This is a genomic window from Qipengyuania gaetbuli (assembly GCF_020524765.1).
GTDB classification, from domain to species: domain Bacteria; phylum Pseudomonadota; class Alphaproteobacteria; order Sphingomonadales; family Sphingomonadaceae; genus Qipengyuania; species Qipengyuania gaetbuli_A.
On the sequence record NZ_JAIVLR010000001.1, the window covers coordinates 1036213 to 1061038 of the forward strand.

Annotated in this window: 23 protein-coding genes; 6 read left to right on the top strand and 17 right to left on the bottom strand. The window is 65.9% G+C overall.

The window, feature by feature from the left end:
* The first annotated feature begins 19 nt into the window (after positions 1–19).
* Positions 20–862 (top strand): archaetidylserine decarboxylase, encoded by an 843-nt coding sequence (gene asd / locus LC083_RS05300; RefSeq protein ID WP_226699491.1) that lies wholly within the window; start codon positions 20–22, stop codon positions 860–862.
* On the opposite strand, the gene LC083_RS05305 is transcribed toward asd, so the two are convergent.
* From LC083_RS05305 to pabB, 8 genes are all read right to left on the bottom strand, one after another.
* Entirely contained in the window at positions 859–1359 is a 501-nt protein-coding gene (locus tag LC083_RS05305; protein ID WP_226699492.1) for a GNAT family N-acetyltransferase, read from the bottom strand. The genes asd and LC083_RS05305 overlap by 4 nt on opposite strands.
* Positions 1356–2378: a GTP cyclohydrolase II gene (ribA, locus tag LC083_RS05310; protein WP_226699493.1), complete on the bottom strand. Its 1023-nt coding sequence runs from the start codon at positions 2376–2378 to the stop codon at positions 1356–1358. The genes LC083_RS05305 and ribA overlap by 4 nt, the downstream gene beginning before the upstream one ends.
* A gap of 35 nt (positions 2379–2413) precedes the next feature.
* On the bottom strand, positions 2414–3211 hold the full coding sequence (xth, locus tag LC083_RS05315) for an exodeoxyribonuclease III (RefSeq protein WP_226699494.1): 798 nt from the start codon (positions 3209–3211) through the stop codon (positions 2414–2416).
* 265 nt (positions 3212–3476) lie between these two features.
* The gene (locus tag LC083_RS05320; RefSeq protein WP_226699495.1) at positions 3477–4139 is read right to left on the bottom strand and encodes a LolA family protein; all 663 of its coding nucleotides are present in this window, start codon (positions 4137–4139) and stop codon (positions 3477–3479) included.
* A 90-nt stretch (positions 4140–4229) separates the two neighbouring features.
* A complete protein-coding gene (gene rpmG / locus LC083_RS05325) occupies positions 4230–4397 on the bottom strand; it encodes a 50S ribosomal protein L33 (RefSeq protein ID WP_050601641.1) in 168 nt (55 codons plus the stop codon).
* Positions 4398–4528: 131 nt separating this feature from the next.
* On the bottom strand, positions 4529–4933 hold the full coding sequence (gene arfB / locus LC083_RS05330) for an alternative ribosome rescue aminoacyl-tRNA hydrolase ArfB (RefSeq protein ID WP_226699496.1): 405 nt from the start codon (positions 4931–4933) through the stop codon (positions 4529–4531).
* Positions 4926–5582, bottom strand: coding sequence for an RluA family pseudouridine synthase (locus tag LC083_RS05335; protein WP_226699497.1), 657 nt, complete (start codon positions 5580–5582; stop codon positions 4926–4928). Before LC083_RS05335 ends, arfB begins: the two co-directional genes overlap by 8 nt.
* Entirely contained in the window at positions 5583–7391 is a 1809-nt protein-coding gene (gene pabB, locus LC083_RS05340) for an aminodeoxychorismate synthase component I (RefSeq protein ID WP_226699498.1), read from the bottom strand. It abuts the gene before it with no gap.
* Between the two features lie 108 nt (positions 7392–7499).
* Here pabB and LC083_RS05345 point away from each other — a divergent pair, with 108 nt between their 5' ends.
* On the top strand, positions 7500–9026 hold the full coding sequence (locus LC083_RS05345; protein WP_226699499.1) for a helicase HerA-like domain-containing protein: 1527 nt from the start codon (positions 7500–7502) through the stop codon (positions 9024–9026).
* On the opposite strand, the gene LC083_RS05350 is transcribed toward LC083_RS05345, so the two are convergent.
* The 5 genes from LC083_RS05350 to LC083_RS05370 form a co-directional block, all read right to left on the bottom strand.
* The gene (locus LC083_RS05350) at positions 9023–10435 is read right to left on the bottom strand and encodes a sensor histidine kinase (protein WP_226699500.1); all 1413 of its coding nucleotides are present in this window, start codon (positions 10433–10435) and stop codon (positions 9023–9025) included. The two genes, LC083_RS05345 and LC083_RS05350, sit on opposite strands and share 4 nt — an antisense overlap.
* A complete protein-coding gene (locus tag LC083_RS05355; protein WP_226699501.1) occupies positions 10435–11169 on the bottom strand; it encodes a response regulator in 735 nt (244 codons plus the stop codon). Before LC083_RS05355 ends, LC083_RS05350 begins: the two co-directional genes overlap by 1 nt.
* A 47-nt stretch (positions 11170–11216) precedes the next feature.
* Positions 11217–11891: a hypothetical protein gene (locus LC083_RS05360; protein WP_226699502.1), complete on the bottom strand. Its 675-nt coding sequence runs from the start codon at positions 11889–11891 to the stop codon at positions 11217–11219.
* A 193-nt stretch (positions 11892–12084) separates the two neighbouring features.
* Positions 12085–12480, bottom strand: a complete 396-nt coding sequence (locus tag LC083_RS05365) for a VOC family protein (RefSeq protein ID WP_222555226.1) — start codon at positions 12478–12480, stop codon at positions 12085–12087.
* 60 nt (positions 12481–12540) lie between these two features.
* Positions 12541–14346: an aminopeptidase P family protein gene (locus tag LC083_RS05370; RefSeq protein ID WP_226699503.1), complete on the bottom strand. Its 1806-nt coding sequence runs from the start codon at positions 14344–14346 to the stop codon at positions 12541–12543.
* Between the two features lie 155 nt (positions 14347–14501).
* Here LC083_RS05370 and LC083_RS05375 point away from each other — a divergent pair, with 155 nt between their 5' ends.
* Genes LC083_RS05375 through LC083_RS05385 form a run of 3 tightly spaced genes read left to right on the top strand, consistent with a single transcriptional unit; the run spans position 14502 to position 18426 of the window.
* Complete coding sequence (locus LC083_RS05375) at positions 14502–16652, top strand: S9 family peptidase (RefSeq protein ID WP_413469443.1); 2151 nt, start codon at positions 14502–14504, stop codon at positions 16650–16652.
* Complete coding sequence (locus LC083_RS05380; protein ID WP_226699504.1) at positions 16649–18034, top strand: hypothetical protein; 1386 nt, start codon at positions 16649–16651, stop codon at positions 18032–18034. Before LC083_RS05375 ends, LC083_RS05380 begins: the two co-directional genes overlap by 4 nt.
* On the top strand, positions 18031–18426 hold the full coding sequence (locus LC083_RS05385) for an acyl-CoA thioesterase (protein ID WP_226699505.1): 396 nt from the start codon (positions 18031–18033) through the stop codon (positions 18424–18426). Before LC083_RS05380 ends, LC083_RS05385 begins: the two co-directional genes overlap by 4 nt.
* Here the strand turns inward: LC083_RS05385 and ald are convergent, their stop codons facing one another.
* The 4 genes from ald to LC083_RS05405 form a co-directional block, all read right to left on the bottom strand.
* Complete coding sequence (ald, locus tag LC083_RS05390; protein WP_222555231.1) at positions 18427–19542, bottom strand: alanine dehydrogenase; 1116 nt, start codon at positions 19540–19542, stop codon at positions 18427–18429.
* Between the two features lie 78 nt (positions 19543–19620).
* Complete coding sequence (locus tag LC083_RS05395) at positions 19621–21171, bottom strand: DUF389 domain-containing protein (RefSeq protein WP_226699506.1); 1551 nt, start codon at positions 21169–21171, stop codon at positions 19621–19623.
* 9 nt (positions 21172–21180) lie between these two features.
* On the bottom strand, positions 21181–23520 hold the full coding sequence (locus LC083_RS05400) for an FtsK/SpoIIIE family DNA translocase (RefSeq protein ID WP_226699507.1): 2340 nt from the start codon (positions 23518–23520) through the stop codon (positions 21181–21183).
* Between the two features lie 56 nt (positions 23521–23576).
* On the bottom strand, positions 23577–24158 hold the full coding sequence (locus LC083_RS05405) for a thiamine phosphate synthase (RefSeq protein WP_226699508.1): 582 nt from the start codon (positions 24156–24158) through the stop codon (positions 23577–23579).
* Between LC083_RS05405 and LC083_RS05410 the strand changes: the two genes are divergently transcribed.
* Positions 24157–24819: a YggS family pyridoxal phosphate-dependent enzyme gene (locus LC083_RS05410; RefSeq protein ID WP_226699509.1), complete on the top strand. Its 663-nt coding sequence runs from the start codon at positions 24157–24159 to the stop codon at positions 24817–24819. The genes LC083_RS05405 and LC083_RS05410 overlap by 2 nt on opposite strands.
* Positions 24820–24826 lie beyond the last annotated feature (7 nt).

Genomic DNA, 24826 nt, shown 5'->3' on the forward strand with positions numbered 1-24826 from the left:
GCGTTCACGGCGCTCCTCCATGTCCTCCCCCTTCATCTGGCTCCAGCATATCCTCCCGCATCACGCGGTCTCGCGTTCGGCAGGGGCGCTCGCCTCGAGCGAAGTGCCCTGGCTGAAAGACCTGATGATCCGCCGCTTCATCGACGCGTATGACGTCGACATGGGAGAGGCGGCGCGCGGCATCGATGAATACCGCAGCTTCAACGACTTCTTCACCCGCGAATTGAAGCCGGGTGCCCGCCCGCTGGCGGATGCGGAAAAGTTCGTCCTGTCTCCCGCCGACGGCACGATCAGTCAGATCGGACGCGTGGAAGAGGGGCGCATCTTCCAGGCCAAGGGCAGGCACTTTACCGCAGCACAGCTCCTCGGCGGCGATGCGGAGGCGGCAGCGCGCTTCGAAGGTGGCGCCTTTGCCACCATCTATCTCAGCCCGCGCGACTATCACCGCGTGCACATGCCCACAGCCGGAACGCTGGCCTCCGCAACCTATGTTCCCGGTGAACTGTTTTCGGTGAACCAGGTCACGGCAGAGAATGTCGACGGCCTGTTTGCCCGCAACGAGCGGCTTGCCTGCCTGTTCAACGGGCCCGGCGGCAGCTTCGCAAGCGTCATGGTCGGCGCGATGATTGTCGCAGGCATCGAGACGGTCTGGTCGGGGCTGGACGAAACTCATTCGCCCCGGCTCAAGCGCCGCGATTTCGGAGCGGGCGAGCTTGCGTTCGCCGCCGGAGACGAAATGGGCCGCTTTATCCTCGGCTCGACCGTGGTGCTGCTGTTCGAACCCGGCAAGGTCGAATGGCTGGCGGAATTCGAGCCCGGCGACGCCGTCCGCATGGGACAGGCGCTGGGCCGGCGCCTCTAGCCGAAAGCGGGCATGTAGCGCACGACGCCGGTCGGCGCGGGACCATCCAGTACCAGACGCTGGAAGTATTCCGGCGGCGGCCCCGGATATCGCAGCTGCGGGTCGTGCTCGAAACCGAAGCGGCCATAATAGTCCGGACTGCCAAGCAGGACGATGCCTTTCGCCCCCTTGGCCCGCATGTCCGCGATCCCGCGCCGGACCAGCGCCGAACCGATGCCCTGCCCGTAAAGTTCAGACCACACGCTGACCGGGCCGAGGTCGTACCAGTCTCGCGTCCCGTCGGAGATCGCGACCGGCGAGAAAGCGATGTGGCCGACTATCCGCGTTCCGTCTTCGGCAACCAGCGACAGGCTCAGGTCGCCATCATTCCGCAGCGCATCGACCAGCTCCTGCTCATCTCCCTCGCTGAACGGCATGTCGCGAAAGGCAGCTTCGGTGAGTTCGTGGATGACCGCCTCGTCACCGGCGCGCTCCGGCCGGATGGTGATCGCGCTCACGGCAGCAAATGGCCCGCCCGGTCGCGCTTGGTCGCAAGGTAGCGGGCGTTGTGCGGGTTGTCCGGCAGGGCGTGGGGCACACGCTCGGCAATGCTGACCCCGTGAGCGGCGAGCGCATCGACCTTGGCCGGATTGTTCGTCATCAGCCGGATATCGCGCACGCCGAGCAGATCGAGCATGCGCGCAGCGGTGGGAAAATCGCGCGCCTCGTCGGGCAGGCCAAGCCGGGTGTTCGCGTCGACCGTGTCGAAGCCCTGGTCCTGCAGGCGGTAAGCGCGCAGCTTGTTGATCAACCCGATGCCGCGCCCTTCCTGGCGCATGTAGAGAAGGACTCCCCAGCCGCCCTCGCCCGCTTCATGGGCCATCGCGTGGAGCGCGGCGTCGAGCTGCGGGCCGCAGTCGCATTTCAGGCTGCCGAGCACGTCACCGGTCAGGCATTCGGAATGCAGCCGCACCAGCGGCGGACGGTCCGACCGCTCCTTGCCGATGACCAGCGCCACGTGTTCGCGCGTATCGTCCGGACTGCGGAATGCGACGATCTTCGCTTCGGGAGCAGCCTCTACCGGCAAGTGCGCACGCGAGGCGATCCGCAGTGCCTGCGCGTCCGAGAATTCCGCAAGGTCGGCCGCTTCGAGCGCAACCGGCTCTCCCGCCCCGACCGGATCGACCAGGAAGGCGGGCAGGATTCCGGCAATGCGCGCCAGTTCGAGCGCCGCGCGGGCCTGTTCTTCCCATGCAATCGGCAGGGCCTTGAACGGGCCTTTCATCGGGGCATTGAGATCGAGCGCGGGGTCCGCAACCGCCAATGCGTGCGACAGGTCGAAACCTTCCGCCCCGCGCAGCAGCACGGGCTGGCGCGGAACTGCCGCTTCGCGCTGGTTCGCCAGCTTCAGCGTTGCCGCCCGGCTCGCGGAAATCAGCATGGTCTCGCCCGACACTTCGCCAAACGCCGTCTCCACAGGCTGGAGCAGCGGCGCCCCGGCGATCGCCAGTGGCCAGCCGTGGCGGAGCGCGTCCACCGCCTGCGCCGCGCGGCGGGAAGGCGAGGCTGCGTTCAGAACGTGAACTCCGTCACCAGCGGAACGTGGTCCGATGGCTTTTCCCAGCCGCGCGCGTCCTCGTGCACGGCATGGGCCGTGGCCTGCTTCGCCAGCTCGGGACTGGCCCACATGTGGTCGAGCCGCCGGCCGCGATCGTTCGCTTGCCAGTCCTTCGCGCGGTAGCTCCACCAGCTGTAATAGCGTTCAGGGGCGGGAATGTGCTCGCGCCCGATATCGGCCCAGCCGTGCGCGTCCATGAAGCGCTGCAGGGCCTCCACCTCGATCGGCGTGTGGCTGACCACCTTGAGCAGCTGCTTGTGGTTCCACACGTCGCTTTCGAGCGGGGCGATGTTGAAATCGCCCACGATCAGCGTCGGGCGATCGACCTTGTCCGCCCAGCGGGTCATGCGCTCGAGGAAGTCGAGCTTCTGGCCGAACTTGGGATTGATCTCGCGGTCGGGCTCGTCGCCGCCGGCAGGCACGTAGACGTTCTCGACGATCATGCCCTGATGCTTCGAATCGGTCAGCTCCACGCCGACATGGCGCGCCTCGCCATTGTCCTGCCAATCGTGCTTGGAAAAATCGCGGAACGGCACTTTGCCGACCGTGGCGACACCGTGATAGCCCTTCTGCCCGTGGATCGCGAAATGCTCGTAACCGAGCGCGCGGAAGGCTTCGAAAGGAAACTGGTGCTCCTGGCACTTGATTTCCTGCAGGCAGAGGATGTCGGGCGCCTGTTCCTTAAGGAAGCGCTCGACGATCGGCATGCGGAGGCGGACGGAATTGATGTTCCAGGAAGCGACTGAGACCATGCGGGCGGAGATAGGGCCGCAAAGGCGACCGGTCCACCCTGCCGCGCACAACAAAAAACCCTCGAGCCGGGGGCAAATGGCTCGAGGGTTCCTTGTGAGCGTTCGTCACGCTTGGAACGAAGCGATTTTGAGGGGTGGCAATCAACAGGGGGGAAATTGCCTTCCGTCGCTTCGTAGACTCATAAATAGGCGCCCCCGGCTTGCTGCTCAATGAACATTGCGCAGCGGAAAATCGCATCAGGCGAACGGTTCGTCGCCAGAGCGTTTACCCCGGGCGACGGGACGATTTGCGCGGGTCGCGGAAGCTGAACGCGCTGTCGGCTACCGACACGCCGTAGCGATGGTTGCGCAGGCGCACGGTGGTGCGATGATTCTGCGAATCGAGCGCTACCCAATGGGTCAGCCTGAGGCCGCCGGGCGAGGCTGCGTCGCGGGAGAAAATCAGCGTGATCGCGCCGAATTCGGGCCGCTTGGGATCGCGCACCTCGATGCTGATGACATCGCTGTGGCCGGTCGGGATCAGCTTGCCGTACTGCTTCACGTCGCGGCTGGGATCGAGCAGCGCGCCGAGCGGCGAATTCTTGATCGGCCAACGCTGGACCTGGTTCACCTCATAGTCGACCATGTACATCGACTTGCCGTTCGAGACGACGAGCAGGGGCACCGACTTTTCGTATTCGAAGCGGATCTTGCCGGGGCGCTTCAGCGTCATGACGCCCGAGACCGACTGGCCATTGCGGTCGGTCTGGACGAAATCGGCCTTCATCGTGCTGATGCCGCGCAGGGCCTCGACCGCACGGTCGAGATCGCCGGCGGCCGCTTCGACAGGAGTCGGCGCAGCGACGAAGGATGCAGGAATCGCCGCGGCCACCGCGAGTGCGATGGCCGATGCGAAAGGCTTGGTCTTGAAGATGGTCAAGGTGTTCATGCTCCGGGATTTAGCGTCGGAGCATTGAACTGTCACTGAACTCGATGCGTTCCCGCCGTTCAGCTAGCCCGGGCATCCGCCCGCGGCCGATTACTTGATCTTGGCTTCCTTGAACTCGACGTGCTTGCGCGCGACGGGATCGTACTTGCGGAAGGTGAACTTTTCCGTGTGGTTACGGGGGTTCTTCTTGGTCACGTAATAGAAGCCCGTGTCGGCGGTCGAGACGAGCTTGATCTTGACGGTTGCGGGCTTCGCCATGGCGTGTTCCTAAAGATCTAAAGATGGGCCGTTTCAGGGCCGAAAAAATAAGGGCGGCGCGAGCTGCACCGCCGTCCGGCGCGCCCATTGGGCGATTCACGGGCGAAAGTCAAGCGTGCAGCGCCGTGCCGCTAGAGCTGCACCTTGCCCCTGTTCGCCTTCACCTCGCTGCGGGCTTTCTTCGCCTTCAGCCGCTTGACCTTGCCGACACGGTTGACGCGGCTCTTGGCCCGTTTGCGCGGCGGCGTCAGCGCTTCGGTGAGCATTGCGGTCAGCCGTGCGCGGGCCGCCTCGCGGTTGCGTTCCTGCGTGCGGTGCTCGTTGGCGGTCAGCACGATCTCGCCATCCTGCGTGAACCGGCTGCCGGCTAGCTCCTTCAGCCGGTCGAAGGCGTCGGGTGGCAGGCCCAGCTGGAAGACGTCGACCCGCAGCTGCACTGCCGTGGCGACCTTGTTGACGTTCTGGCCGCCCGGGCCGGAAGAAGCGATGAACTTCTCCTCGGCAATTTCCATCGCCTTCTCGACGATCCTACCCATCCGAAAATCCGAGTGCGGCGAAATCGCGCGGCAAGGGCGCGGCCGCCTCGATGGGGTCCTTCTTGTCCCGCGGCACGACCAGCCCTGCGGCATGGAGCATGGTGCGCGGTGCGCCCTTGCCATCGCCATAGACCGGATCGCCCAGCAGCGGCAGGCCGAGGCCGGCCTGACAGTGGATGCGGATCTGGTGGGTGCGTCCCGTCTCCGGGCGGAACTCGACCAGCGCGCGGCCATCCTTCTCGGCGAGCAGCTTCCAGTGGGTGACCGAAGGCTTGCCCTTCTTCGCCGCGATCATCCGCCAGCCCTTTTCGGCGCTGCTGATCTTGGACAGCGACAGTTCGATCGTCCCTTCCGCGTCCGACGGCACGCCCGCGAGGATGCCGAGATAGCGCTTCTCGACCAGCCGGTCCTCGAAGGCCTTGGCGAAGCGTTTGAGCGCCTTGGGATTGCGGGCCAGCAGCAGGCAGCCGCTGGTATCGGTGTCGATCCGGTGGACCGGCACGGGGTCGCGCTGGAAGCCGAGGCGCAGCTGCGCGAAATGGTCCTCGAGGCTGCGGCCACCCTTGCGCGGGCGTTCGATCGGCAGTCCGCCGGGCTTGTCGATGACAAGGGCTTCGCCGTCTTCGAACAGGATGGAAATGTCGGTCATCTAGTCTTTCAGTCGTGCGCGCATCATGCCGCGCAGGGAATTGCCGAGGAAGAACCCTGCTTCCAGGTCGGCGATGGTGAGGTCGGCTTCCTTCGCCTCCCCCGTTTCGAGCAGGTGTTGGCGAAGGATGCCCGGAAGCAGGCCGCTTTCGGCACGCGGCGTCAGCAATACGCCATCGCGCTCGACGAAGATATTGGTGACGCAGCCTTCGGTCACAAGCCCGTCCTCGCGCACGAAGATCGCTTCCTGTGCCCCGTTGGCACGAGCCACGCCCTGCGCGTCCTCGTAAAAGCCGCGGTCGCTGGTCTTGTGCCGCAGGCGCCAGTCGCCCGGATCGACCGGCAGCGGCAGCAGCACGCACCCGGCAGGTTCGCTCCAGGCCGGCGGCATATCCTCCACCGCGAGCGACAGGGCTCCCGAGCGGGCGGCCATCAGCCGTATCCGGCTCGCCTTCTCGACCACGAAACACAGGGCATGGAGCTGGTTGCGCGCTTCGTGGCGATCGAAGGCAAAGCCGAGCTCTGCTGCGCTGTTCTTCATGCGCAGCAGGTGCTCTTCCAGAAAGGCGATGCCTTCTTCCGGAGTGAAGCGCATGGTTTCGAGCAGGTCGAATTGGGCTGCCTTGTGGGCAGGCGAGGACGCGCGAGCGAAGGCTCCCTTGAGCACGGCTTCGCGCCATTCGCTGCGCGCATCGCTGTCGGCCACGATTGCCCCGCCGACGCCGAGCACGGCCTTGCCGCGACTGTTCTCGATCTCGGTCAGGCGCAGCGTGCGGATGGCCACGTTGAAAGCCGCGTCTCCGTCTGCGCCGATCCGTCCGATCGCCCCGCAATAGGGCCCGCGCGGATCGCGCTCGACCTCTTGGATCAGCTCCATCGCGCGGATCTTGGGTGCGCCGGTGATTGAGCCGCAGGGGAACAGCGCCCGCACGAGGTCGATGGCGCCGGCATCCTCGTTCAGCCGGGCGCGCACGACGCTGACCATCTGGTGCACCGTCGGATAGCTTTCGACGGCGAAGGGTTCGTCCACCCGCACGCTGCCGGCCTCGGCCACGCGGGCGAGGTCGTTGCGCATCAGGTCGACGATCATCAGGTTTTCGGCCTTGTCCTTGACGGAAGCCGCCAGTTCCGCGGCCTGCGCGGCGTCCTGCACCGGGTCTGCCGAGCGCGGACGGGTGCCCTTCATCGGCTTGGCCTTGGCTTCGCGCCCTTTCAGCGAGACGAAGAGTTCGGGGCTGAGGCTGAGCAGCCAATGCGACCCGTCGAAAATCACGCCGCCATAGCCCGCCTGCGCCGCCGGTCGCAGCGCGGCATAGAGCCCCATGGGATCGCCGGTGAAATTGCCCCCCAGCGGGAAGGTCAGGTTCGCCTGGTAGATATCGCCTGCGCGGATGGCTTCCTGCAGCCGCTCGAAGGCGGCGGCATACCCGCCCGGCGAAAGCTGCGGTTCGAGCGGACCGACGCTTCCGGTCCCTTCCGCCCTTTGCTGCAGCCTACCTTCCACCTCCCCCGCCGGGATCCGCTCCGGCTCGTCGAACAGGCCGAGCCAGACCAGCGGCCCCGCACCGCCGGACTTTTCCGCGGCAAGGCCCACCAGCCGATCCTCCAGCGCAAGCCCCGCTTCGTAGGCAATATAGCCGGCCAGTTCCCCGCCTTCGCGGCGTGCGGCATCGGCTGCTGCCAGCGCTCCGGCGACCTCGTCAGGGCGCGAGGCAACGAACAGCTGGCGCGGTCCGGAATAGAGCAGCGCGTCGGCTGCACCATGATCGCGTGCATCGTCGAGAAGTACGAAAGGTTCGCGGCCCGCCATGGGCCAAGCCTTTACCGCAGCCGCCGCTCATGTCGAGGGATTGCTTGACCTTGCCGCTCCCCCTGCGCCACACCGAAGGCGACAGTTGACGAGAGGGACAGAGGGTCGATGGACGATATTTTCCTGGGTCTGGGCGCAAATGGCGAGAACCAGTTCCTGCGGCTGGCGCAGGCCAACCGCCACGGCCTGATTGCGGGTGCGACGGGCACCGGCAAAACGGTCACGCTGCAAGGTCTTGCGGAAAGCTTCTCCGCGCGCGGCGTCCCGGTCTTCGTGGCCGACGTGAAGGGCGACCTCTCCGGCATCTCCATGGCCGGTTCGCCCCAGTTCAAGCACGCCGACAAGCTGGAAGGCCGCGCGAAGGAACTGGGCATGGACGACTATGCCTATGCCGACAATGCCGCCGTCTTCTGGGACCTTTACGGCGAGAAGGGCTTCCCGATCCGCACCACGGTGTCGGAGATGGGGCCGCTGCTGCTTGCCCGGCTGCTCGACCTCAACGAGACGCAGGAAGGCGTCCTCAACATCATCTTCCGCTATGCCGACGATAATGGCCTGCTGCTGCTCGACCTCGGCGATCTGCAGTCGATGCTGGCTTTCGCGAGCGAGAATGCGAGCGAGATGTCGGGCAAGTACGGCAATGTCGCACGCGCCACGGTCGGTGCGATCCAGCGGCAGCTGCTGAGCTTCGAATCGCAAGGGGCCGACCGCTTCTTCGGTGAGCCGGCGCTGGAGATCGACGATTTCCTCAAGGTCGACGACCAGGGGCGCGGCGTCATCAACGTGCTCGCCGCCGACACGCTGATGCGCAGCCCCAAGCTCTACGCGACCTTCCTGCTGTGGCTGCTGGCCGAATTGTTCGAAACCCTGCCCGAGGTGGGCGATCCGGAGAAGCCCAAGCTGGTCTTCTTCTTCGACGAGGCGCACCTGCTGTTCGACGGCGCACCCGAAGCGCTGGAGGACAAGGTCGAACAGGTCGTGCGCCTGATCCGGTCCAAGGGCGTGGGTGTCTATTTCGTCACCCAGAACCCGATCGACATTCCCGAGAAGATCGCCGGCCAGCTGGGCAATCGCGTGCAGCACGCGCTGCGCGCTTTCACTCCGCGCGACCAGCGGGCAATCAAGGCGGCCGCCGAAACCTTCCGCATCAATCCCGACCTCGATGTCGCCGAGGCGATCACCCAGCTGAAGGTGGGTGAGGCGCTGGTGTCCACGCTCGACGAGGACGGCGCGCCTTCCATCGTCCAGCGCACGCTGATCAAGCCGCCCCATTCGCGCCTTGGCCCGGTGACCGAGAAGGAGCGGGCGATCATCAATTCGGTGAGCGACATCGACGGGAAATACGACGAAGCGGTCGACCGCGAGAGCGCCGAGGAAGTGCTGGCCGCAAAGGCCGCCGATGCCTCCGCCACCGCCGCCGAAGTCGAAGAGCAGGGCCGCGAGGAAGTTGCCAAGCGCAGCCGCAAGACGACGTCCATGTGGGGCAAGGCCGGCAAGGCCGCTGCCACTGCTGCGGCAGGCTCGCTCACCTCGATCGCGGTAGCGACAGTGCTGGGCAAGAAGTCGAGCGCCGACCCGGTGCGCACCGGCCTCAATGCCTTCGTGCGCAATATCGTCGGCGGGCTGATGCGCTAGGGCGGCAGGCGGATTTCCGCTCTCAATCCGCCTTCCGGGCGGTTTGCCAGCACCAGGGTGCCTCCGTGCTGTTCGGCCACCGCGCGCGCCAGCGTGAGCCCGAGGCCGGCACCTCCGGTAGAGCGGTTGCGACTGGCCTCGCCGCGGGCGAAGGGTTCGAGCATGTCGGCAATGCGGTCGGGCGGAATGCCCGGCCCTTCGTCATCGACGCACAGAACTATGCCGCCCTCGCCGCGCAGCACTGCCACGCGGGCGGATCCTGCATAGCGCAGCGCGTTGGTGACGAGGTTCCGGAGCCCCCGCTTGAGCCATGTGACATGGACCGGAGCGACCAGCCGCTCCCCCTCGACCAGAGTGACCGGCTCGCCCATGTCCTCGAATTCCTCGACCACGGAGGCGGCCAGCGCAGAAAGGTCGGTGCGCTCCGCGTCCCCGTTCGCCCTGCCGACGCGCGCCAGCGAAAGGATGTCGTCGAGCGTGCGGGTAATGTCCTCGATGCTTTCCGCCATGCGTTCGCGCGCGGTTGCATCCTCCACTCCTTCGACTCGCACCCGCAAGGCGGCGAGCGGCGTCTTGAGGTCGTGCCCTATGGCACCCAGCATCACGTCCTTTTCATCGAGCATGGCGCCGATCCGCGCTTCCATCGCGTTGTGGGCGGTGATCAGGCGGCTGACGTCATCCGGGCCCGTCGGTTCGAGCGCCTCCGCAGCCACGCCCGAAGTGCCGAACCGTGCTGTGCGCTCGGCCAGTGCATTGAGCGGGCGGGTTATCCTGCGCAGCACCAGATAAAGGATGCCAACCAGCAAAACGAACATGATGATGCTCTGCATGACCAGCGTGCGGACCGGGGCGCGGTCGCGCTGCGGGACAGGCAGGCGCGCGACCTGCCATGTGTCGCTGCCCTGCTGGCGCAGTCCGACGACCAGGAGGTCCGAGGGCATGTCGCCCTGCAGCCGGCGCAGGCGCGGCCGCTCGCGCATGAGTTGAAGCACCCGCTCGTCTTCACGCATCGGGCGGATGGTCATCTCGACCCGGTCGACCGGAATGCCCTGTGTCTCGAGCAGGTCTGCCAGTATTTCTTCGCGTTCGGCCATGCGCGTTTCGCCGGGCCTCAAGGGGCTGGCGGCGCTTTCGGTGTAGCGCAAGCGGCGCGGCAGGCGTGTGCGACCGTCGCCGCGGGGGCGTAGAGGGCGTGCCATCTCGCGATCAATGGCACGAAAGTCCCGCCCGCCTTCGCTACGCTGCGATCCGGCTAGCAGTTGGAAAGCGGCGGCATGCATCAGCGCAAGTTCGCGGCGCTGTTCGGACGCCCGGTAGAGCAGCGTCGCCGAAATCGCCTGAGCGGCGAGCAGGGCAACGGCGAGCGCCAGCATCACCTGGCCCAGCAGGCTGCGCGGCATCAGGCGCATCAGCCCTTCCCGCCAGGAATGCGCACGACATCGGCCGCGAGCCGGTAGCCGCCGCCGCGCACGGTCTGGATGAGCTGCGGGTCGCGGCTGTCCGCCTCGATCTTGCGGCGCAGGCGGGAGACCTGGTTGTCGACCGCGCGGTCGAACAATTGCGCCTCGCGTCCCTGCACCATGTCGAGCAGGCGGTCGCGGTCGAGGACCTGGCGGGGATGGTCGCAGAACGCGCGCAGCATGCGGAATTCGGCGGTCGAGATGGGCACCAGCGTCCCTTCAGGATCGGTCAGGCGGCGCTTCAGCGGATCGAGCTGCCAGCCCTCGAAGGAATAGAGCATTTCCTCGTCGGCCTGGTCGGGCGCGCGGTCGGCGCGGCGCAGGACCGAGCGGATGCGGGCGACCAGTTCGCGCGGTTCGAAGGGCTTGGTGACATAGTCGTCGGCACCGATTTCGAGACCGATGATCCGGTCCATCGCCTCGCCCTTGGCGGTCAGCAGGATAACCGGCAGGCCGCGACTTTCGACGAGGTGGCGGCACAGGGACAAGCCGTCCTCGCCCGGCATCATGATGTCGAGCAGGACAAGATCGGGCGTCTCGCGCGTCAGCAGGCTGCGCGCGGCAGCAGCGCTTTCGGCTTCCTGCACCACGAACCCCTGGCCGGTCAGATATTCGGCCAGGGGTTCGCGCAGGGTGCGCTCGTCATCGACGAGCAGGAGCTTGGTGGGCGCAGTTTCGGTCATGTCTCGTCACTGCGCCTACCGTGCGGGCAGAGGTTGGAGCAAGCGCCTTACTGGCCGCGGCGTTCCATGCGGCGCTCCTTGCGCGCCTCGTGCATGGCCTTGCGTTCCTCGGCGGTGATGACACCGTTGCCGTCCGCATCCGCCTTGGCGAAGTGCGCCTTGAGGGCTGCATCGAATTCGGCGCGGGTCACACTCTTGTCGCCATTGGCATCGGCCGTGCGCAGCATCTGCATGTCGCCGCCACGTCCGCCGCGGCGACCCTTGCGCGCTTCCTTGCCGCGTTCGCCGCGGGCCTCGTGCATGGCTTTCAGCTCTTCCTGCGAAAGGCCGCCCGACTTGTCGGTGTCCATGCGAGCAAAATGTTCGGCCATGCGGGCTTCGCGCTGGGGTGCGCGGGCTTCACGGCGCTGTTCGCGGCGTTCCTTGCGCGCTTCATGCATGGCCTTGAGTTCGGCCTGCGAGAGTTCGCCATCGCCATTGGCATCCGCCTTGGCGAACATTTCCTGGCGATGTCCGGCACGGTCCTGCGCATTGATGGCGCCGTCGCCATTGGCATCCATCCGAGCAAAGGCCTTGTCGGCATGGGCGGTCATTTCGGCGCGGGTGACATTGCCGTCGCCATTGGCATCGGGATTGGGCCGCTGGCCGTGATGGTTGGCGAGCGCGGCGGTGCCGGTCAGGGCAAGGGCGGCTGCCGAAAGCGAAAGGGCGATCTTCTTCATGGTTCAATCTCCTGAAAACGGGAGAGCTGCGACGCGCCGGGGTCTGGGGGGAGGGTCTGTAGGACAGCGCCGCAGCTCATGCCCCCTTGTCTAGGCGCGCCATGTCGCAGCTTTATGCCGCAAACAGGACGAATTGTATCGCTTTGTCGCAGCCGCGCCGCTGCGTTCACTCAGGCGCAAGATCCCGCCCGGCTCAGGCCACCTTGTCCATGAGGAAGGCGTTGAGCTTGTTGCCATCCGGATCGCGGAAATAGGCAGCGTAAAACACCATGCCGTTCTCGTCCGGCTCGCCGCGCGGACCGGGCGCGCCTTCGTCGGACCCGCCATGGCTGAGCGCGATGTCGTAGAGCCGCTGGACCTGGTCGCGGTCCTTCGCTTCAAGCGCCACCATCGTGCCGTTGCCGACGCTGGCCGCTTCGCCGTCGAACGGCTTGGTGGCAGCGATGCCGGCCCCGCCGTCCCATTTGCCCCAGGCAATGAAGGTGTCGAAATCCATCATCCGCCCGACGCCCATTTCGGCGGCGATGGCGTCATAGAACTTCGCCGCTCGCGCGAGGTCATTGGTTCCCAGTGTAACGTAACCGATCATCAGCCTGCTCCTTCGAAAACGACTCGCGACCGGCGGAACATTACGGGAACATTTGACGTGCTACAAGGGGCGGCATTCCCGTTCGAGCCAGGCGAGGTCCTCGCCTTCGAGCTGCGGCGCGAGAATGTCGCGGGTCTTGGCATGATAGGCGTTCCACCATGCGATCTCGCGCTCGGTCAGCAGCGACCTGTCCACCAGCCTGCGGTCGAGCGGCACGTGGGTCAGCGTCTCGAACGTGAGGTACCTGCCTTCGCTACCCTCGATCTGAGCATCGACCACCAGCACGAGGTTCTCGATACGGATGCCGTAGGCGCCCGGCTTGTAGTAGCCCGGCTCGTTCGACAGGATCATGCCTTCGCGCAGCGGGGTCTCGGTCCCGGGGAATGCGCCGCCCGGCTTGGAAATGCGCTGCGGGCCCTCATGGACCGACAGGTAGCTGCCAACGCCATGGCCGGTGCCGTGGCCGTAATCCATGCCCGCCTGCCACAAGTGCATGCGCGCCAGCACGTCCAGCGCACCGCCCGGCGTTCCGTCGGGGAAGCGGGCGAGATCGAGTTCGATATGGCCCTTGAGCACGCGGGTGTTGCGGTCGATCATTTCCGCCGTCGGCTCGCCCGGGCCGACCCACACGGTACGGGTGATGTCGGTCGTGCCGTCGGGATACTGGCCGCCCGAATCGCACAGGTAGATGCTGGACGGCGGGATCGGGATATTGCTGTCCTCGTCCACCTTGTAATGCGGCAGGGCGGCATGTCCGGCGGCGGCACTGATGGTGTCGAAGCTGGTATCCTTCATGTCGGGGCTGAGGCCGCGCAATTCGCGCAGCTTGGCCGCCGCACCCAGTTCGTCGATTTCGCCCGAAGGCGCGTTCTCTTCGATCCAGCGCAGGTACTTGACCATGGCCGCGCCGTCGCGCGCCTGCGCATCGCGGTGGCCCTGACGTTCGGCCTCGTTCTTGATCGCCTTGGGCAGGACTGTCGGATCATCGTCGCGCACGATTTTCGCCCCGCCCGCCTGGAGCGCGTGGAAGATACCGGCGACGGCATGCTTGGGATCGACCGCCACGGTCTTGCCCGCGAGTTCTGCCAGCGCAGGCTCGAACTGGTCACGGTCGCGAATGCGCACGGCATTGCCGAGGTGCTGCGAGAGTTCCGGCGTTACCTTGTCCGGCGCGATGAACAGTTCGGCCGTGCCGTCGGCATGGGCCAGGACATAGGACAGCGCGACCGGCGTGTTGTCGACGTCGGTGCCGCGCATGTTGAGCAGCCAGGCCACCGAATCGAGCGCGCTGATCACGGTCGCGTCGTATCCTTCGCGCTTCAGCCAGTCGGCGATCTCGGCGCGCTTGTCGGCGCTGGAGCGGCCGGCGAAGCGGTCGTCGTGCGGGACGGCAGCCGCCTTGCTCGGCTCGGGCCGGTCGCCCCAGACCGCGTCGATCGGATTGCCGTCGACCGCGACCAGTTCGATGCCCTTCTTGGCGAACAGCTTTTCAGCCTCTTCCGCCCAGCCGATGCCGTGCAGCCATGCGTCATAGCCGATCTTCGCGCCCTGCGGCGCGTTGGCGGCGATCCACCTGGCCGGGCTCGTCGCAGGCACGTCCTCGTAATCGTAGAGCTTGCCGTCGACCTGTTCGCGCACCTGTACGGTGTAGCGACCGTCGGTGAACATGGCGGCCCGGTCCTTCAGCACGACCGCGCTGCCCGCGCTGCCGCCGAAGCCGGTCAGCCAGTGCAGGCGCTGGGCATAGGAGCCGACATATTCGCTCATGTGCTCGTCGGAAATCGGCACGACGAAACCGTGGAGGCCCCGCTTTTCGAGTTCGGTCCTCAGCGCATCGAGACGCGCTTCGTGGGTCTGCATAAGCATGGCGGCGATCCTTCCAGTATTCGTTCGTCGGGCGCCCTCCCGCATCGGTGGAGAGCGCGCTTGCGGCGGGGCGTCCCGCCGCATAGTCACTTTGCCAACTTAGCCACTCGCGGCACGGCTTTCCACCTTTGTGCCGCTCCGGGGAGAAATGATTCATGTCTTTGAAGCGAATGGCCGCGTGCCTATCTGCTGCCTCACTTCTCGCCGGCACTCCGATTGCCGCGCAAACATTCGAAGGGACTTCCGTGACTGCACCGACCTCGCCGCCCACTGCAGAGAAGCGCGACCATTCCTATACCCACCACGGGATCACGATTTCCGACCCCTATCACTGGCTCAAGGACCAGGGTTATCCGGTCGTCGATGACGAGGACATCCTCGCCTATGTGAAGGCGGAAAACGCCTGGTTCGAGACGCGGATGGAACCGCAGAAGGCGCTCGTCGACGAACTCTACGAAGAGATGAAGGCGCGCATCAAGGAAGACGATTCCACGGTGCCACAGAAGGACGGCGACTGGCTCTACTGGACCGAGTTCGAGGAAGGCGCGGAATACCGCAAGTGGTACCGCAAGCCGGTGGCCGGCGGCGACAAGGTGCTGATCCTCGACGAGAACCAGCTTGCCGAAGGGCTCGACTATTTCCGCCTCGGTGCTTTCTCCGTGTCGAAGAACGGGCGCTATCTCGCCTATTCGACCGACACCAACGGATCCGAACGCTTCACCATCGTGATCAAGGACCTCGAGACGGGCGAGATGCTGGCGGACGAGATCCCCGGCACGCGCTCCGGCCCGACCTGGGTCATGGGCGACAAGGGTATCGTCTACGGCAAGAGCACCGAACAGTGGCGCACCCATGATGCGACGCTGCACGTGCTCGGCACACCGGTGTCCGAAGACGTCGAACTCTACCGCGAGACGCAGGAAGAGGGCTTCAGCGTCGCTACCGGCCTGACCGCGCAGGAAGACTGGCTGGTCATCGCCACCGGCGACAACGAGACGAGCGAGATCCGCCTGGTCCGCGCCGACGATCCGACCGGCGAGCAGATCCTCGTCGCCCCGCGCAAGCGTGGCCGCGAGTATGACGTCGATGTGCGCGACGGCGTGCTCTACGTGCACACCAACGACGACCACGTGAACTTCCGCCTCGCCACGGCCAGCCTCGACAAGCCCGGCGAATGGAAGACGCTCATCCCGGGCTCGGACGAATTCTACCTGTCCGGTTTCGAGCTGTTCAAGGACTTCTACGTCACCGAAGGACGCCTGCGCGGTCTCGACCAGATCCAGCTGCGTTCCTACGAGAACCCGAACCTCGTGAAGCCGGTCGCCTTTACCGAGGCGAGCTTTTCGACCGGCCTGTCGAACAATCCGGAATACGATACCGACAAGTTGCGCCTCGCCTACGAAAGCATGGTCACGCCGGATTCGGTGTTCGACTACCACGTGAAAACGGGCGAACTCGAACTCCTCAAGCAGCAGGAAATCCCGAGCGGCTACGACCCCTCGCTCTACAAGGTCGAGCGGATCGAGGTGAAGGCACGCGACGGCACGATGGTGCCGGTGAGCATCGTCAGCCTGAAGGATCGCCCGATGGGCGGCGCGCTGCACCTCTATGCCTACGGCGCCTACGGCTTCGCCTATCCGCCGAACTTCTCGACCACGCGTCTCAGCCTGGTCGATCGCGGCTTCGCCTTTGCCATCGCGCATGTCCGCGGCGGCGACGATCTGGGCCGCAACTGGTACCTGCAGGGCAAGCTCAACGAGCGGACCAACACGTTCAACGATTTCGTCGATGTGGCGAAGGGCCTGATCGACAGGGGCTATACGCAGAAAGGCAGGATTTCCGCCAGCGGCGGTTCGGCCGGCGGCGAGCTGATGGGCGTCGTGCTCAACACCGATCCCGACCTGTGGGGCGCAGTGGTGGCGCATGTGCCTTTCGTCGACGTGCTCAACACCATGCTCGACAAGGACCTGCCGCTGACGCCGGGCGAATGGCCCGAATGGGGCAACCCGATCGAGAGCAAGCAGGCCTTCGCCTACATCCTCAGCTACTCGCCTTACGACCAGGTCATGGCGCAGGACTATCCGCCGCTGCTGGTCACCGCCGGCCTCAACGATCCGCGCGTCACCTATTGGGAACCCGCCAAGTGGGTCGCCAAGCTGCGCGAATACAAGACCGACGACAACGAGCTGCTCCTGAAGACCAACATGGGCGCAGGCCACGGCGGCAAGTCGGGCCGCTTCGCCTCGATCTACGAGGTTGCGGAGGAATACGCCTTTATCCTGTGGCAGCTCGGGATGACAAAATGAGGCTGGCGAGGGGGGCGCTCGCCCTCCTCCTTGCTGCTTTCGCAGCGCCGCTGGCGGCCGAGGATCGCGCCGGCGAGCCGACCCTGCGCGTCGAGGTCAGTCATTCCGGCGACGACTGGCGCGCCACCTTCACGTTCCCCGAGGGCGCGAAGGACTGGGCTTTCGTGCGGTCCAACCGGGCGCGCGATCTCGATGCGAGCTGGCGCCTCGCCAGCTGGAAGGTCCTGACCCCCGGAGTCGAGCTGGTGCGCGAAGGAGAGCGCGACGTGCTGCGCGCGACCGGCGACACGATGCCGGACAGCGTGACGGTTGCCTTCGAGCCTTTCAGTCAGGATTTGTTCGCCGACTACGATCCCGCGATGGTCTTCAGCGACGGGACCGTAGCGCTTTTCACCGGCCACTTCCTTGCCAAGCCGTGGGATGGCGAGGCGGGATTTGCAGCCTCGCAGGAACCCGCGGCGGAGTTCGCATTCGAGAACGGCTCGGGCGACCTCACCTACAAGGGGCGCGCATTCTCGTCGGTCACCACACGCGACAGCGATACCTATGTCATTTTCGGGTCGCCTGACTTCGTCGCCACCGAACATTTCACGGGCCTGCTCGATCCGGCCATTCCCTCATGGATGCTGGGAGAACTCGGCAGCTTCCTGCCCCAGGCGCTCGACGGGTTGAACGAACGGCTGGGCTCGCCTGCGCTGGGCGGCAAGCCCATGGTCATCGCGACATGGGCCGGGCCGACGCCGGGCCGGATCAGCCGTGGCGGCAGCGTTTTGCCTGGGATCGTGACCCTGCGCTTTGAAGGCGATGGCATGCTCGAGAAGCTGCCGGACGAAATCCAGCCGGTCCGCTGGTTCCTCTCGCACGAGACGGCGCATTTCTGGCTCGGGCAGACGGTCAGGCATCCCGACCAGACAGCGGCCTGGATTAGCGAAGGCGGCGCTTCGCTACTCGCCTACCGCCTGATCCAGTCGATCGACCCCGCCTATGAGCCGGGCTTTGATGTCGCGCGCGAGTGGAAGGACTGCATCGAGCTTTCAGCCAAGGGACCGCTCGACGAGGCCGACAGCCGCCGCGACTACCGCGCCAGCTACGCCTGCGGCACCGTGCTTGGCATGATCGCCGAAGGGGCGGCACAGCAGAACGGGTCGCGCGACTTCTTCGATTTCTGGCGCTCGCTGATCGAGGAGAACCGTCGCGACAGGGGCGGTGACGGGATCGTCTCGGTAAGCGACTGGCTCGCCCAGCTGACCCGCGAGAGCAAGGACCCGGATCTTGCCGCACGCGTCCGTCGCTTCATCCACGACGGGTCCGCAGAGCCGCAGGCAGACCTGTGCGCCATGCTGGCGCGCGTGGGCCGCCGCGCACCGGGATGCACCGCATGACGAAACTGTTCTCGAAAGTTTTCACCGCCCGGCCCGAGCACATCGACGAGCTCGGCCACGTCAACAATGCCGTCTGGGTCCAGTGGATACAGGACCTTGCGACCAGCCACTGGGAAAGTGCCGCGCGCGAGGAAGACCGCGCCGCCTGTTTCTGGGTCGTGACCCGGCACGAGATCGATTACCGCGGCAATGTCGACGAAGGCCAGACCGTCACCGGCCGGACCTGGATCGAGGGCGAACCGCGCGGGGCGACATCCGTTCGCCGCGTCGAGTTTCGCAACGAGGCGGGCAAGGTCATCGTCTCGGCATCGACCACATGGGCGATGCTCGACCGGGAAACCCAGCGCCTCGTCAGGGTGCGCAGCGAAGTGCTGGCACCCTTCCGGGACTGATCAGCCGACGAGCTCGCTGGTCGGCCGATAGGTGTAGCCGAGTTCGCGCGCGACGGCTTCGTAAGTCACTTCGCCGGCGTGCACGTTGAGGCCTTCTGCCAGGTGCGGGTCGGTGCGCAGGGCTTCCTTCCAGCCGAGATCGGCAATGCGCAGCGCGTGCGGCAGAGTCACGTTGTTCAGCGCATAGGTGCTGGTACGCGCGACGGCGCCGGGCATGTTGGCGACGCAATAGTGCACGATGTCGTCCACCACATAGGTCGGCTCCGCATGGGTCGTGGGCCGGCTGGTTTCGAAGCAGCCGCCCTGGTCGATCGCGACGTCGACGAGCACTGCGCCCTTCTGCATGTCGCCCAGCATCTCGCGGGTGACCAGCTTGGGTGCGGCAGCGCCCGGGATCAGGACTGCACCGATGACGAGGTCCGCACCGCACACCGCATCATGCAGGTTCGCGACATTGGAGAAGCGCGTCTTGGCGCGGCTTTCGAAATGCGTACCGACACGCTCCAGCACTTCGGGATCGCGGTCGAGGATGGTGACATCGGCACCGAGGCCCGCGGCCATTTGCGCGGCATTGAAGCCGACCACGCCGCCGCCGATGACGACGACCTTGCCCGGCATCACGCCCGGAACGCCGCCCAGCAACACGCCGCGCCCGCCATGCGCCTTTTCGAGCGCGGTGGCGCCGGCCTGCACGCTCATGCGGCCTGCGACCTGGCTCATGGGCTTGAGCAGCGGGAGCGTCCGGTTGGGGCCCGTCACCGTTTCATAGGCGATCGCGGTCACACCGCTCGCCACGAGTTCCTTGGTCTGCTCCGGATCGGGCGCAAGGTGAAGATAGGTGTAGAGGATCTGGTCTTCGCGCAGCTTGGCCCGTTCGACCGCCTGCGGTTCCTTGACCTTCACCACCATTTCACACTCGGCGAAAATGGGGTCCGGCCCGTCGACGATCTTCGCGCCCGCGGCCTGGTACTGCGCATCGGTCGCATCGATGCCGAGTCCGGCGCCGGTCTCGATCCACACCTCGTGGCCGCGTGCGGTCAGCTCGCGCGCGCTTTCGGGCGTCAGGCCGACGCGATATTCGTGGTTCTTGATTTCCTTGGGGCAGCCGATGCGCATTGCCTGGGTCTCCTTCTCGGAACCAGCCGTTACGCCCGCGCCGCCCCACCCGCAAGCACGGGCGGGGCGCGCGAAATCTTATTGCGGAAGCGCCTGCCAGCGCACTTCGATACGGCTGGCGGAGCCGCCATCTGTTTGCGTTAGTGTCACGCCCTTTGCCCGCAATGCCGTAGCGACCGAATCGAAGGCCTCGCCCCTACCGGCCAGCACGACACCAAGGTCGCGGCGGTCTGCAGCCCAGGCGATGACGTCCATGGCAACCTTGCCTGCCTCGTCCGGCTGGCCGTCGATCAGCGTAATGGCGGGAAGCGGCAGCATCGGCGGGTGCAGTTCGATGGTCCAGCCCGGCATGCCCGCATCGACACGGCCTTCCAGCATGCGCCAGCCGTCCAGCGTCAGTCCGGGGAGTTGCGATGCCTCGACCACTGCGCGGCGGTTGTCGCGGTCGACAGTGACCTCGGTCTTGGGGACGCCTGCGACCATGGCGAGCTCGCCGACCATTTCGGAGATTTGCCGTTCGGTCGCCGCAGCCTGCTGTTCCGCGCGCGCCTTGACCAGTTCGGCCTGCTCGGCCGCGCCCGGGTCCGCGCCCACGCGCAGCTGTTCGATGACGACTGTGACGGGCCGTTCGAACCGGCGCTCGAGCCGGCGCTTGATCTCTTCGTTCGCGCCGGTGTTGAACTGGGGCGTGAAGACCGTGGCGCTGATCTGCAGCGGCTCGGCATCCCAGTCGATAACGGTGTCGCTGACCCGTGCCTTGGCCGGGAAGCTGTCGGAAATCGTGTCGATCACCACGCGCTGCGAGGTTGCCTCGAAGGCGATGTCGCGCAGAGAAAAGCCGAGCGGGATCGCCAGCGCGATGAAGACCACGAAGATTCCCACGTTCTGAAACCAGCCCTGCCGCGCCGACAGATCGGTCCGGAAACCGTAAAGGCGCGCCATGATCGTTGCCGACAGGGCAATCGTCAGGAAGTTGGTGATGTAGAGCGCCAGCGCCCCGCCAAAGACGGTCCAGTTGGCCGTGGCCAGGCCGTAACCGACGGCGGCGAGCGGCGGCATCAAGGCCGTGGCGATGGCGACGCCGACAATAGTGCCCTCGCGCCCGCGAATGAGCGCATAGGAGCCTGCCAGCGAGGAGAACAGGGCCACCAGCAGGTCGAACAGGTTCGGCTGCGTACGCGCCGCAATCTCGGGCGTTACCGTCTGCAGGGGCGACACAAGCACGATCAGTGCGGTGAAGAGGACCGCCGCGATCGTCCCGATGGCGAGCGCGCGGATACTGATCTTGAGCCACTTGATCTTGCCCGAGGCCAGCGCGAAGCCCGCACCGATGATCGGGCTCATCAGCGGTGACAGCAGCATGGCGCCGATAACGACTGCAGGCGAAGACAACAGCATGCCGAGGATGGCGATGCCCGCCGACATCATGATCATGAAGATATAGCGCGGACTGGTATCGCTCTCGCCGGCGACCTTGGCGATAACGGCGGTATGGTCGACGCCCTCGATAACGCTGTCGAACCACCACCGGCGCAGCGGGACCAGCGCCCGGCCGAGCGGGCTGTGCACCCAGCCCGGAGTAGGGCGACGCGGGGTTTCTTCTGCTTCAGGCGTGACGATACGGGCCATCGGGGCTCCCTAGATGGGATTGCCGTCCTGGTCGCGATAAATCTCGCGCCGGCCGACATGGTTTGCGGGCCCTACCAGCCCTTCGCTTTCCATCCGCTCGATCCATTTGGCAGCGGTGTTGTAGCCGACTCCCATCTGGCGCTGCAGCCACGAGCCGCTCGCCTTCTGGTTCTCGACCACGATCTGGCAGGCCTGGCGGTACTTGCGCTCTTCCGGATTGTCGGAAGCGGTGAAATCGTCCTCGAAGTTGAATCCGCCGTCTTCCGGCTCTTCGGTAACGGCATCGACATAGTCGGGCTTGCCCTGCGCGCGCCAGTGATCGGCCACGCGCTCGACCTCCTCGTCGGCGACGAAGGGGCCATGGACGCGGATCATCGCGCCGGTGTTCGGCTTGTAGAGCATGTCGCCCTTGCCCAGCAGCTGCTCCGCGCCCTGTTCGCCAAGGATCGTGCGGCTGTCGATGCGGCTGGTGACCTTGAAGCTGATGCGCGTCGGCAGGTTCGCCTTGATTACGCCGGTGATGACGTCGACCGAGGGGCGCTGCGTCGCCATGATCAGGTGGATGCCCGCGGCACGCGATTTCTGCGACAGGCGCTGGATCAGCACCTCGATCTCCTTGCCGACGGTGACCATGAGGTCGGCCAGCTCGTCGACGATCAGCACGATCAGGGGCAGCGGCTGGTAATCGAGCTGTTCTTCCTCGTAGAGTTCCTCGCCCGTTTCCGCATCGAAGCCCGTCTGCACGCGGCGGCCCAGCGGCTTGCCCTTGGCAGCGGCCGTCTTCACCTTTTCGTTGAAGCCCGCGATGTTGCGCGAATTCACGCTGCTCATCATGCGGTAGCGCCGCTCCATTTCCTCGACTGCCCATTTGAGCGCGCGGACCGACTTTGCCGGCTCGGTCACGACGGGCGAGAGGAGGTGCGGGATATCGTCGTAGGTCTTGAGCTCCAGGACCTTGGGATCGATCAGGATCAGGCGGCACTCGTCGGGTGTGAAGCGGTAGAGCAGCGACAGCAGGATCGCGTTGAGCCCCACCGATTTGCCCGACCCCGTGGTACCTGCGACCAGCAGGTGCGGCATGGCTGCAAGGTCGGCGATGATCGGTTCGCCCGCGATGTCCTTGCCCAGGATCATCGGCAGTGAGCCCTTGCTGTCGACGAAGGCGGCCGAGGTCGCCAGTTCCTTGTAGCTGACCATCTGGCGGTCGGCGTTGGGCAGTTCGATGCCGATTACGGTCTTGCCCGGAATGGGGGAGACGCGCGCGCTGATCGCGCTCATGTTGCGGGCGATATCTTCGGCAAGCCCGACCACGCGGCTGGCCTTGATGCCGGGTGCCGGCTCCAGCTCGTACATGGTGACGACCGGACCGGCGCGCACCGCGGTGATCTCGCCCTTTACATTGAAGTCGTCGAGCACGTTTTCGAGCAGGCGCGCATTGCGCTCCAGCGCGATCTTGTCGAGCTTCTGCGCCGAATGCGGCGGCGCATCGTCGAGCAAATCGTGGCTGGGCAGCTGGTAATTGGCGAACATGTCGCGCTGCTTCGCCTTGGCCGGTTGCGAGCGTGCAGGAGCAGGCTTCGGATCGGCGATTTCGGGCGCGCGGCGGCGTTCCTGCGGCACGTCCTCGTCCGCATCGTCGTCGTCCTCGTCCACCTTGGGCCGGGCGCGGCGCGCCTTCTTCGGGACCAGCGGCAGGTCGATATCGGACAGTTCGACGCGCCGGTCGAAGAAGCGCGGCAGGGTGAAGAATTGCGCCCAGTCGAGCGCGAAGACCTTCGTTACCAGCGCCAGTCCGGCACCCAGCGACACGACACCGAGCGCGCCCGTAATCCAGCCGCTGAAATCGCCGCCGAAGCGGGTCGCCACTGCATCGATACCGCCTGCGCCCAGCAGGCCGGCAAGCCCGCCCGCGCCAGCCGGAAAGGGCCCGGGGCTGGTGTCGAACAACAAAGCGACGACCGTTCCCAGCAGAGCCATTGCCAAGAGCAGCAGGGCAAAGGGCCCCCACCATTTGCCCGGCGTTTCCTGCTCGTCGGCATTCTCGACACCCGTCCAGAGGCGGCGGGCCGAGATCCACAGCAGCGGCAGCAGAAGCAAGGCCGGAAGACCGAAATAGAAATAGGCGCGCTCTGCTATCCAGGCGCCGCTCGCCCCCATCCAGTTGGCGACCTGCGTACCGGCTGCCGCGGTCGAGGCGCTGGGATCGGTTTGCGTATAGCTGGCCAGCGACAGGGCGAGGAACACCAGCATGAACAGCAGGAAGGCGGCGCCCGCCATGTGCATGGCACGGCGCAGCGAACGGCGGAAAGCCGCCCGCCAATCGGGTTTGGCGCCTGCGCGCGATGCCATTGTCTTTCCCCTGGTCCGTCGTGAATTTGCAGTATGAATCGGGCGGGAGTCGCCCGTCAAGCGACCTTCGTCGAGGCGAGTCCGTCAATCGCGCCCCAACGTGGCCAATCGAGTTCCCTTGCGCGCGCCTCGTCCATCCCGCCGAGCGCGATCACCGGCACCGGCGATTGCTGTGCGAGCACGCGAAAACCGAACACGCCGAGCGTTTCGCCGCCCGGGTGCGAGGCCGAGGGGAAGACGGGCGAGAGAAAGATGCCCGAGGCACCTAGCGCGAGGGCCTGCTGCATCTCCTCGCTGTCGTGCGCGGTCGCGAGCCACAACTTGCCCGGCGGCGGGTCGCCCGGGAGGTGCTCCGGCGAGCCGTATAGGCCGTCCGCATCCCACGCGGCGACCGTTTCCCAGTCTGCCCGCGAGAGGATCACGAGGTGTCGCCTCACCCGCGCCTTGGCGCAGAGCGTGACGTAACGCGCGCGGCGGGCGGCGGGATCGAGGTGGTAATGCCTGAAGACGAAGCCCGACCCCTGCGGCAATCTCTCGAGCGCCTGCTCCAGCCCGGCATCGTTGCGCACATCCGAAAGGAGCCAAAGCAGTGGGAGGGACTGGCGCTCGTGCATGGGGACGCTATAGCGCCTCGCCATGGAAAAGGCAGAGACTCCGCTTCAAGAGGTCCGGGCGAAAATCGCCAAGGCCTGCAACATTGCCCGCCGCGATCCGGGCGAGGTGACGCTCGTCGCGGTGAGCAAGACCCATCCCGCTGAAGCGATCGAACCCTTGCTGATCGAAGGCCAGCGCCATTTTGGCGAGAACCGGGTGCAGGAAGCGCAGGGCAAGTGGTCCGCGCTGAAAGAGCGGTTCCCTGCAACCGTGCTGCATCTCGTCGGCCAATTGCAGTCGAACAAGGCAGAGGATGCTGTCGAGCTGTTCGACGTCATCCATTCGCTCGACCGCTCCAGCCTCGTGAAAGCGCTGGCCAAGGCGAAAGAGAAGGCAGGACGCTGTCCCGAATGCTTCATCCAGGTCGACGTGGGCGAGGAAGACCAGAAGGGCGGCTGCGCGATAGCCGACCTGCCGGCACTGGTTGCCGAAGCACGGGAGGCAGGCATTCCGCTTGCGGGCCTCATGTGCATCCCTCCGGCAGATATCGAGCCTGCGCCCTTCTTTGCATTGCTCGACAAGCTTGCGCACGACAACGGCCTGCCCGGCCGGTCAATGGGGATGAGCGGCGATTTCGAAACCGCCATCATGCTCGGCGCGACCCATGTGCGCGTTGGCACCGCGCTGTTCGGCGCGCGCGGCTGACCGTCAA

What these genes read in the sequence shown, in the direction of transcription:
- asd (WP_226699491.1), top strand. Translation starts at nt 20, where the DNA reads ATGTCCTCCCCCTTCATCTGGCTCCAGCATATCCTCCCGCATCACGCG.
- xth (WP_226699494.1), bottom strand. Translation starts at nt 3,211, where the DNA reads ATGGTCTCAGTCGCTTCCTGGAACATCAATTCCGTCCGCCTCCGCATG.
- LC083_RS05320 (WP_226699495.1), bottom strand. Translation starts at nt 4,139, where the DNA reads ATGAACACCTTGACCATCTTCAAGACCAAGCCTTTCGCATCGGCCATC.
- rpmG (WP_050601641.1), bottom strand. Translation starts at nt 4,397, where the DNA reads ATGGCGAAGCCCGCAACCGTCAAGATCAAGCTCGTCTCGACCGCCGAC.
- arfB (WP_226699496.1), bottom strand. Translation starts at nt 4,933, where the DNA reads ATGGGTAGGATCGTCGAGAAGGCGATGGAAATTGCCGAGGAGAAGTTC.
- LC083_RS05335 (WP_226699497.1), bottom strand. Translation starts at nt 5,582, where the DNA reads ATGACCGACATTTCCATCCTGTTCGAAGACGGCGAAGCCCTTGTCATC.
- pabB (WP_226699498.1), bottom strand. Translation starts at nt 7,391, where the DNA reads ATGGCGGGCCGCGAACCTTTCGTACTTCTCGACGATGCACGCGATCAT.
- LC083_RS05345 (WP_226699499.1), top strand. Translation starts at nt 7,500, where the DNA reads ATGGACGATATTTTCCTGGGTCTGGGCGCAAATGGCGAGAACCAGTTC.
- LC083_RS05350 (WP_226699500.1), bottom strand. Translation starts at nt 10,435, where the DNA reads ATGCGCCTGATGCCGCGCAGCCTGCTGGGCCAGGTGATGCTGGCGCTC.
- LC083_RS05355 (WP_226699501.1), bottom strand. Translation starts at nt 11,169, where the DNA reads ATGACCGAAACTGCGCCCACCAAGCTCCTGCTCGTCGATGACGAGCGC.
- LC083_RS05360 (WP_226699502.1), bottom strand. Translation starts at nt 11,891, where the DNA reads ATGAAGAAGATCGCCCTTTCGCTTTCGGCAGCCGCCCTTGCCCTGACC.
- LC083_RS05365 (WP_222555226.1), bottom strand. Translation starts at nt 12,480, where the DNA reads ATGATCGGTTACGTTACACTGGGAACCAATGACCTCGCGCGAGCGGCG.
- LC083_RS05370 (WP_226699503.1), bottom strand. Translation starts at nt 14,346, where the DNA reads ATGCTTATGCAGACCCACGAAGCGCGTCTCGATGCGCTGAGGACCGAA.
- LC083_RS05375 (WP_413469443.1), top strand. Translation starts at nt 14,502, where the DNA reads ATGTCTTTGAAGCGAATGGCCGCGTGCCTATCTGCTGCCTCACTTCTC.
- LC083_RS05380 (WP_226699504.1), top strand. Translation starts at nt 16,649, where the DNA reads ATGAGGCTGGCGAGGGGGGCGCTCGCCCTCCTCCTTGCTGCTTTCGCA.
- LC083_RS05385 (WP_226699505.1), top strand. Translation starts at nt 18,031, where the DNA reads ATGACGAAACTGTTCTCGAAAGTTTTCACCGCCCGGCCCGAGCACATC.
- ald (WP_222555231.1), bottom strand. Translation starts at nt 19,542, where the DNA reads ATGCGCATCGGCTGCCCCAAGGAAATCAAGAACCACGAATATCGCGTC.
- LC083_RS05395 (WP_226699506.1), bottom strand. Translation starts at nt 21,171, where the DNA reads ATGGCCCGTATCGTCACGCCTGAAGCAGAAGAAACCCCGCGTCGCCCT.
- LC083_RS05400 (WP_226699507.1), bottom strand. Translation starts at nt 23,520, where the DNA reads ATGGCATCGCGCGCAGGCGCCAAACCCGATTGGCGGGCGGCTTTCCGC.
- LC083_RS05410 (WP_226699509.1), top strand. Translation starts at nt 24,157, where the DNA reads ATGGAAAAGGCAGAGACTCCGCTTCAAGAGGTCCGGGCGAAAATCGCC.
- LC083_RS05405 (WP_226699508.1), bottom strand. Translation starts at nt 24,158, where the DNA reads ATGGCGAGGCGCTATAGCGTCCCCATGCACGAGCGCCAGTCCCTCCCA.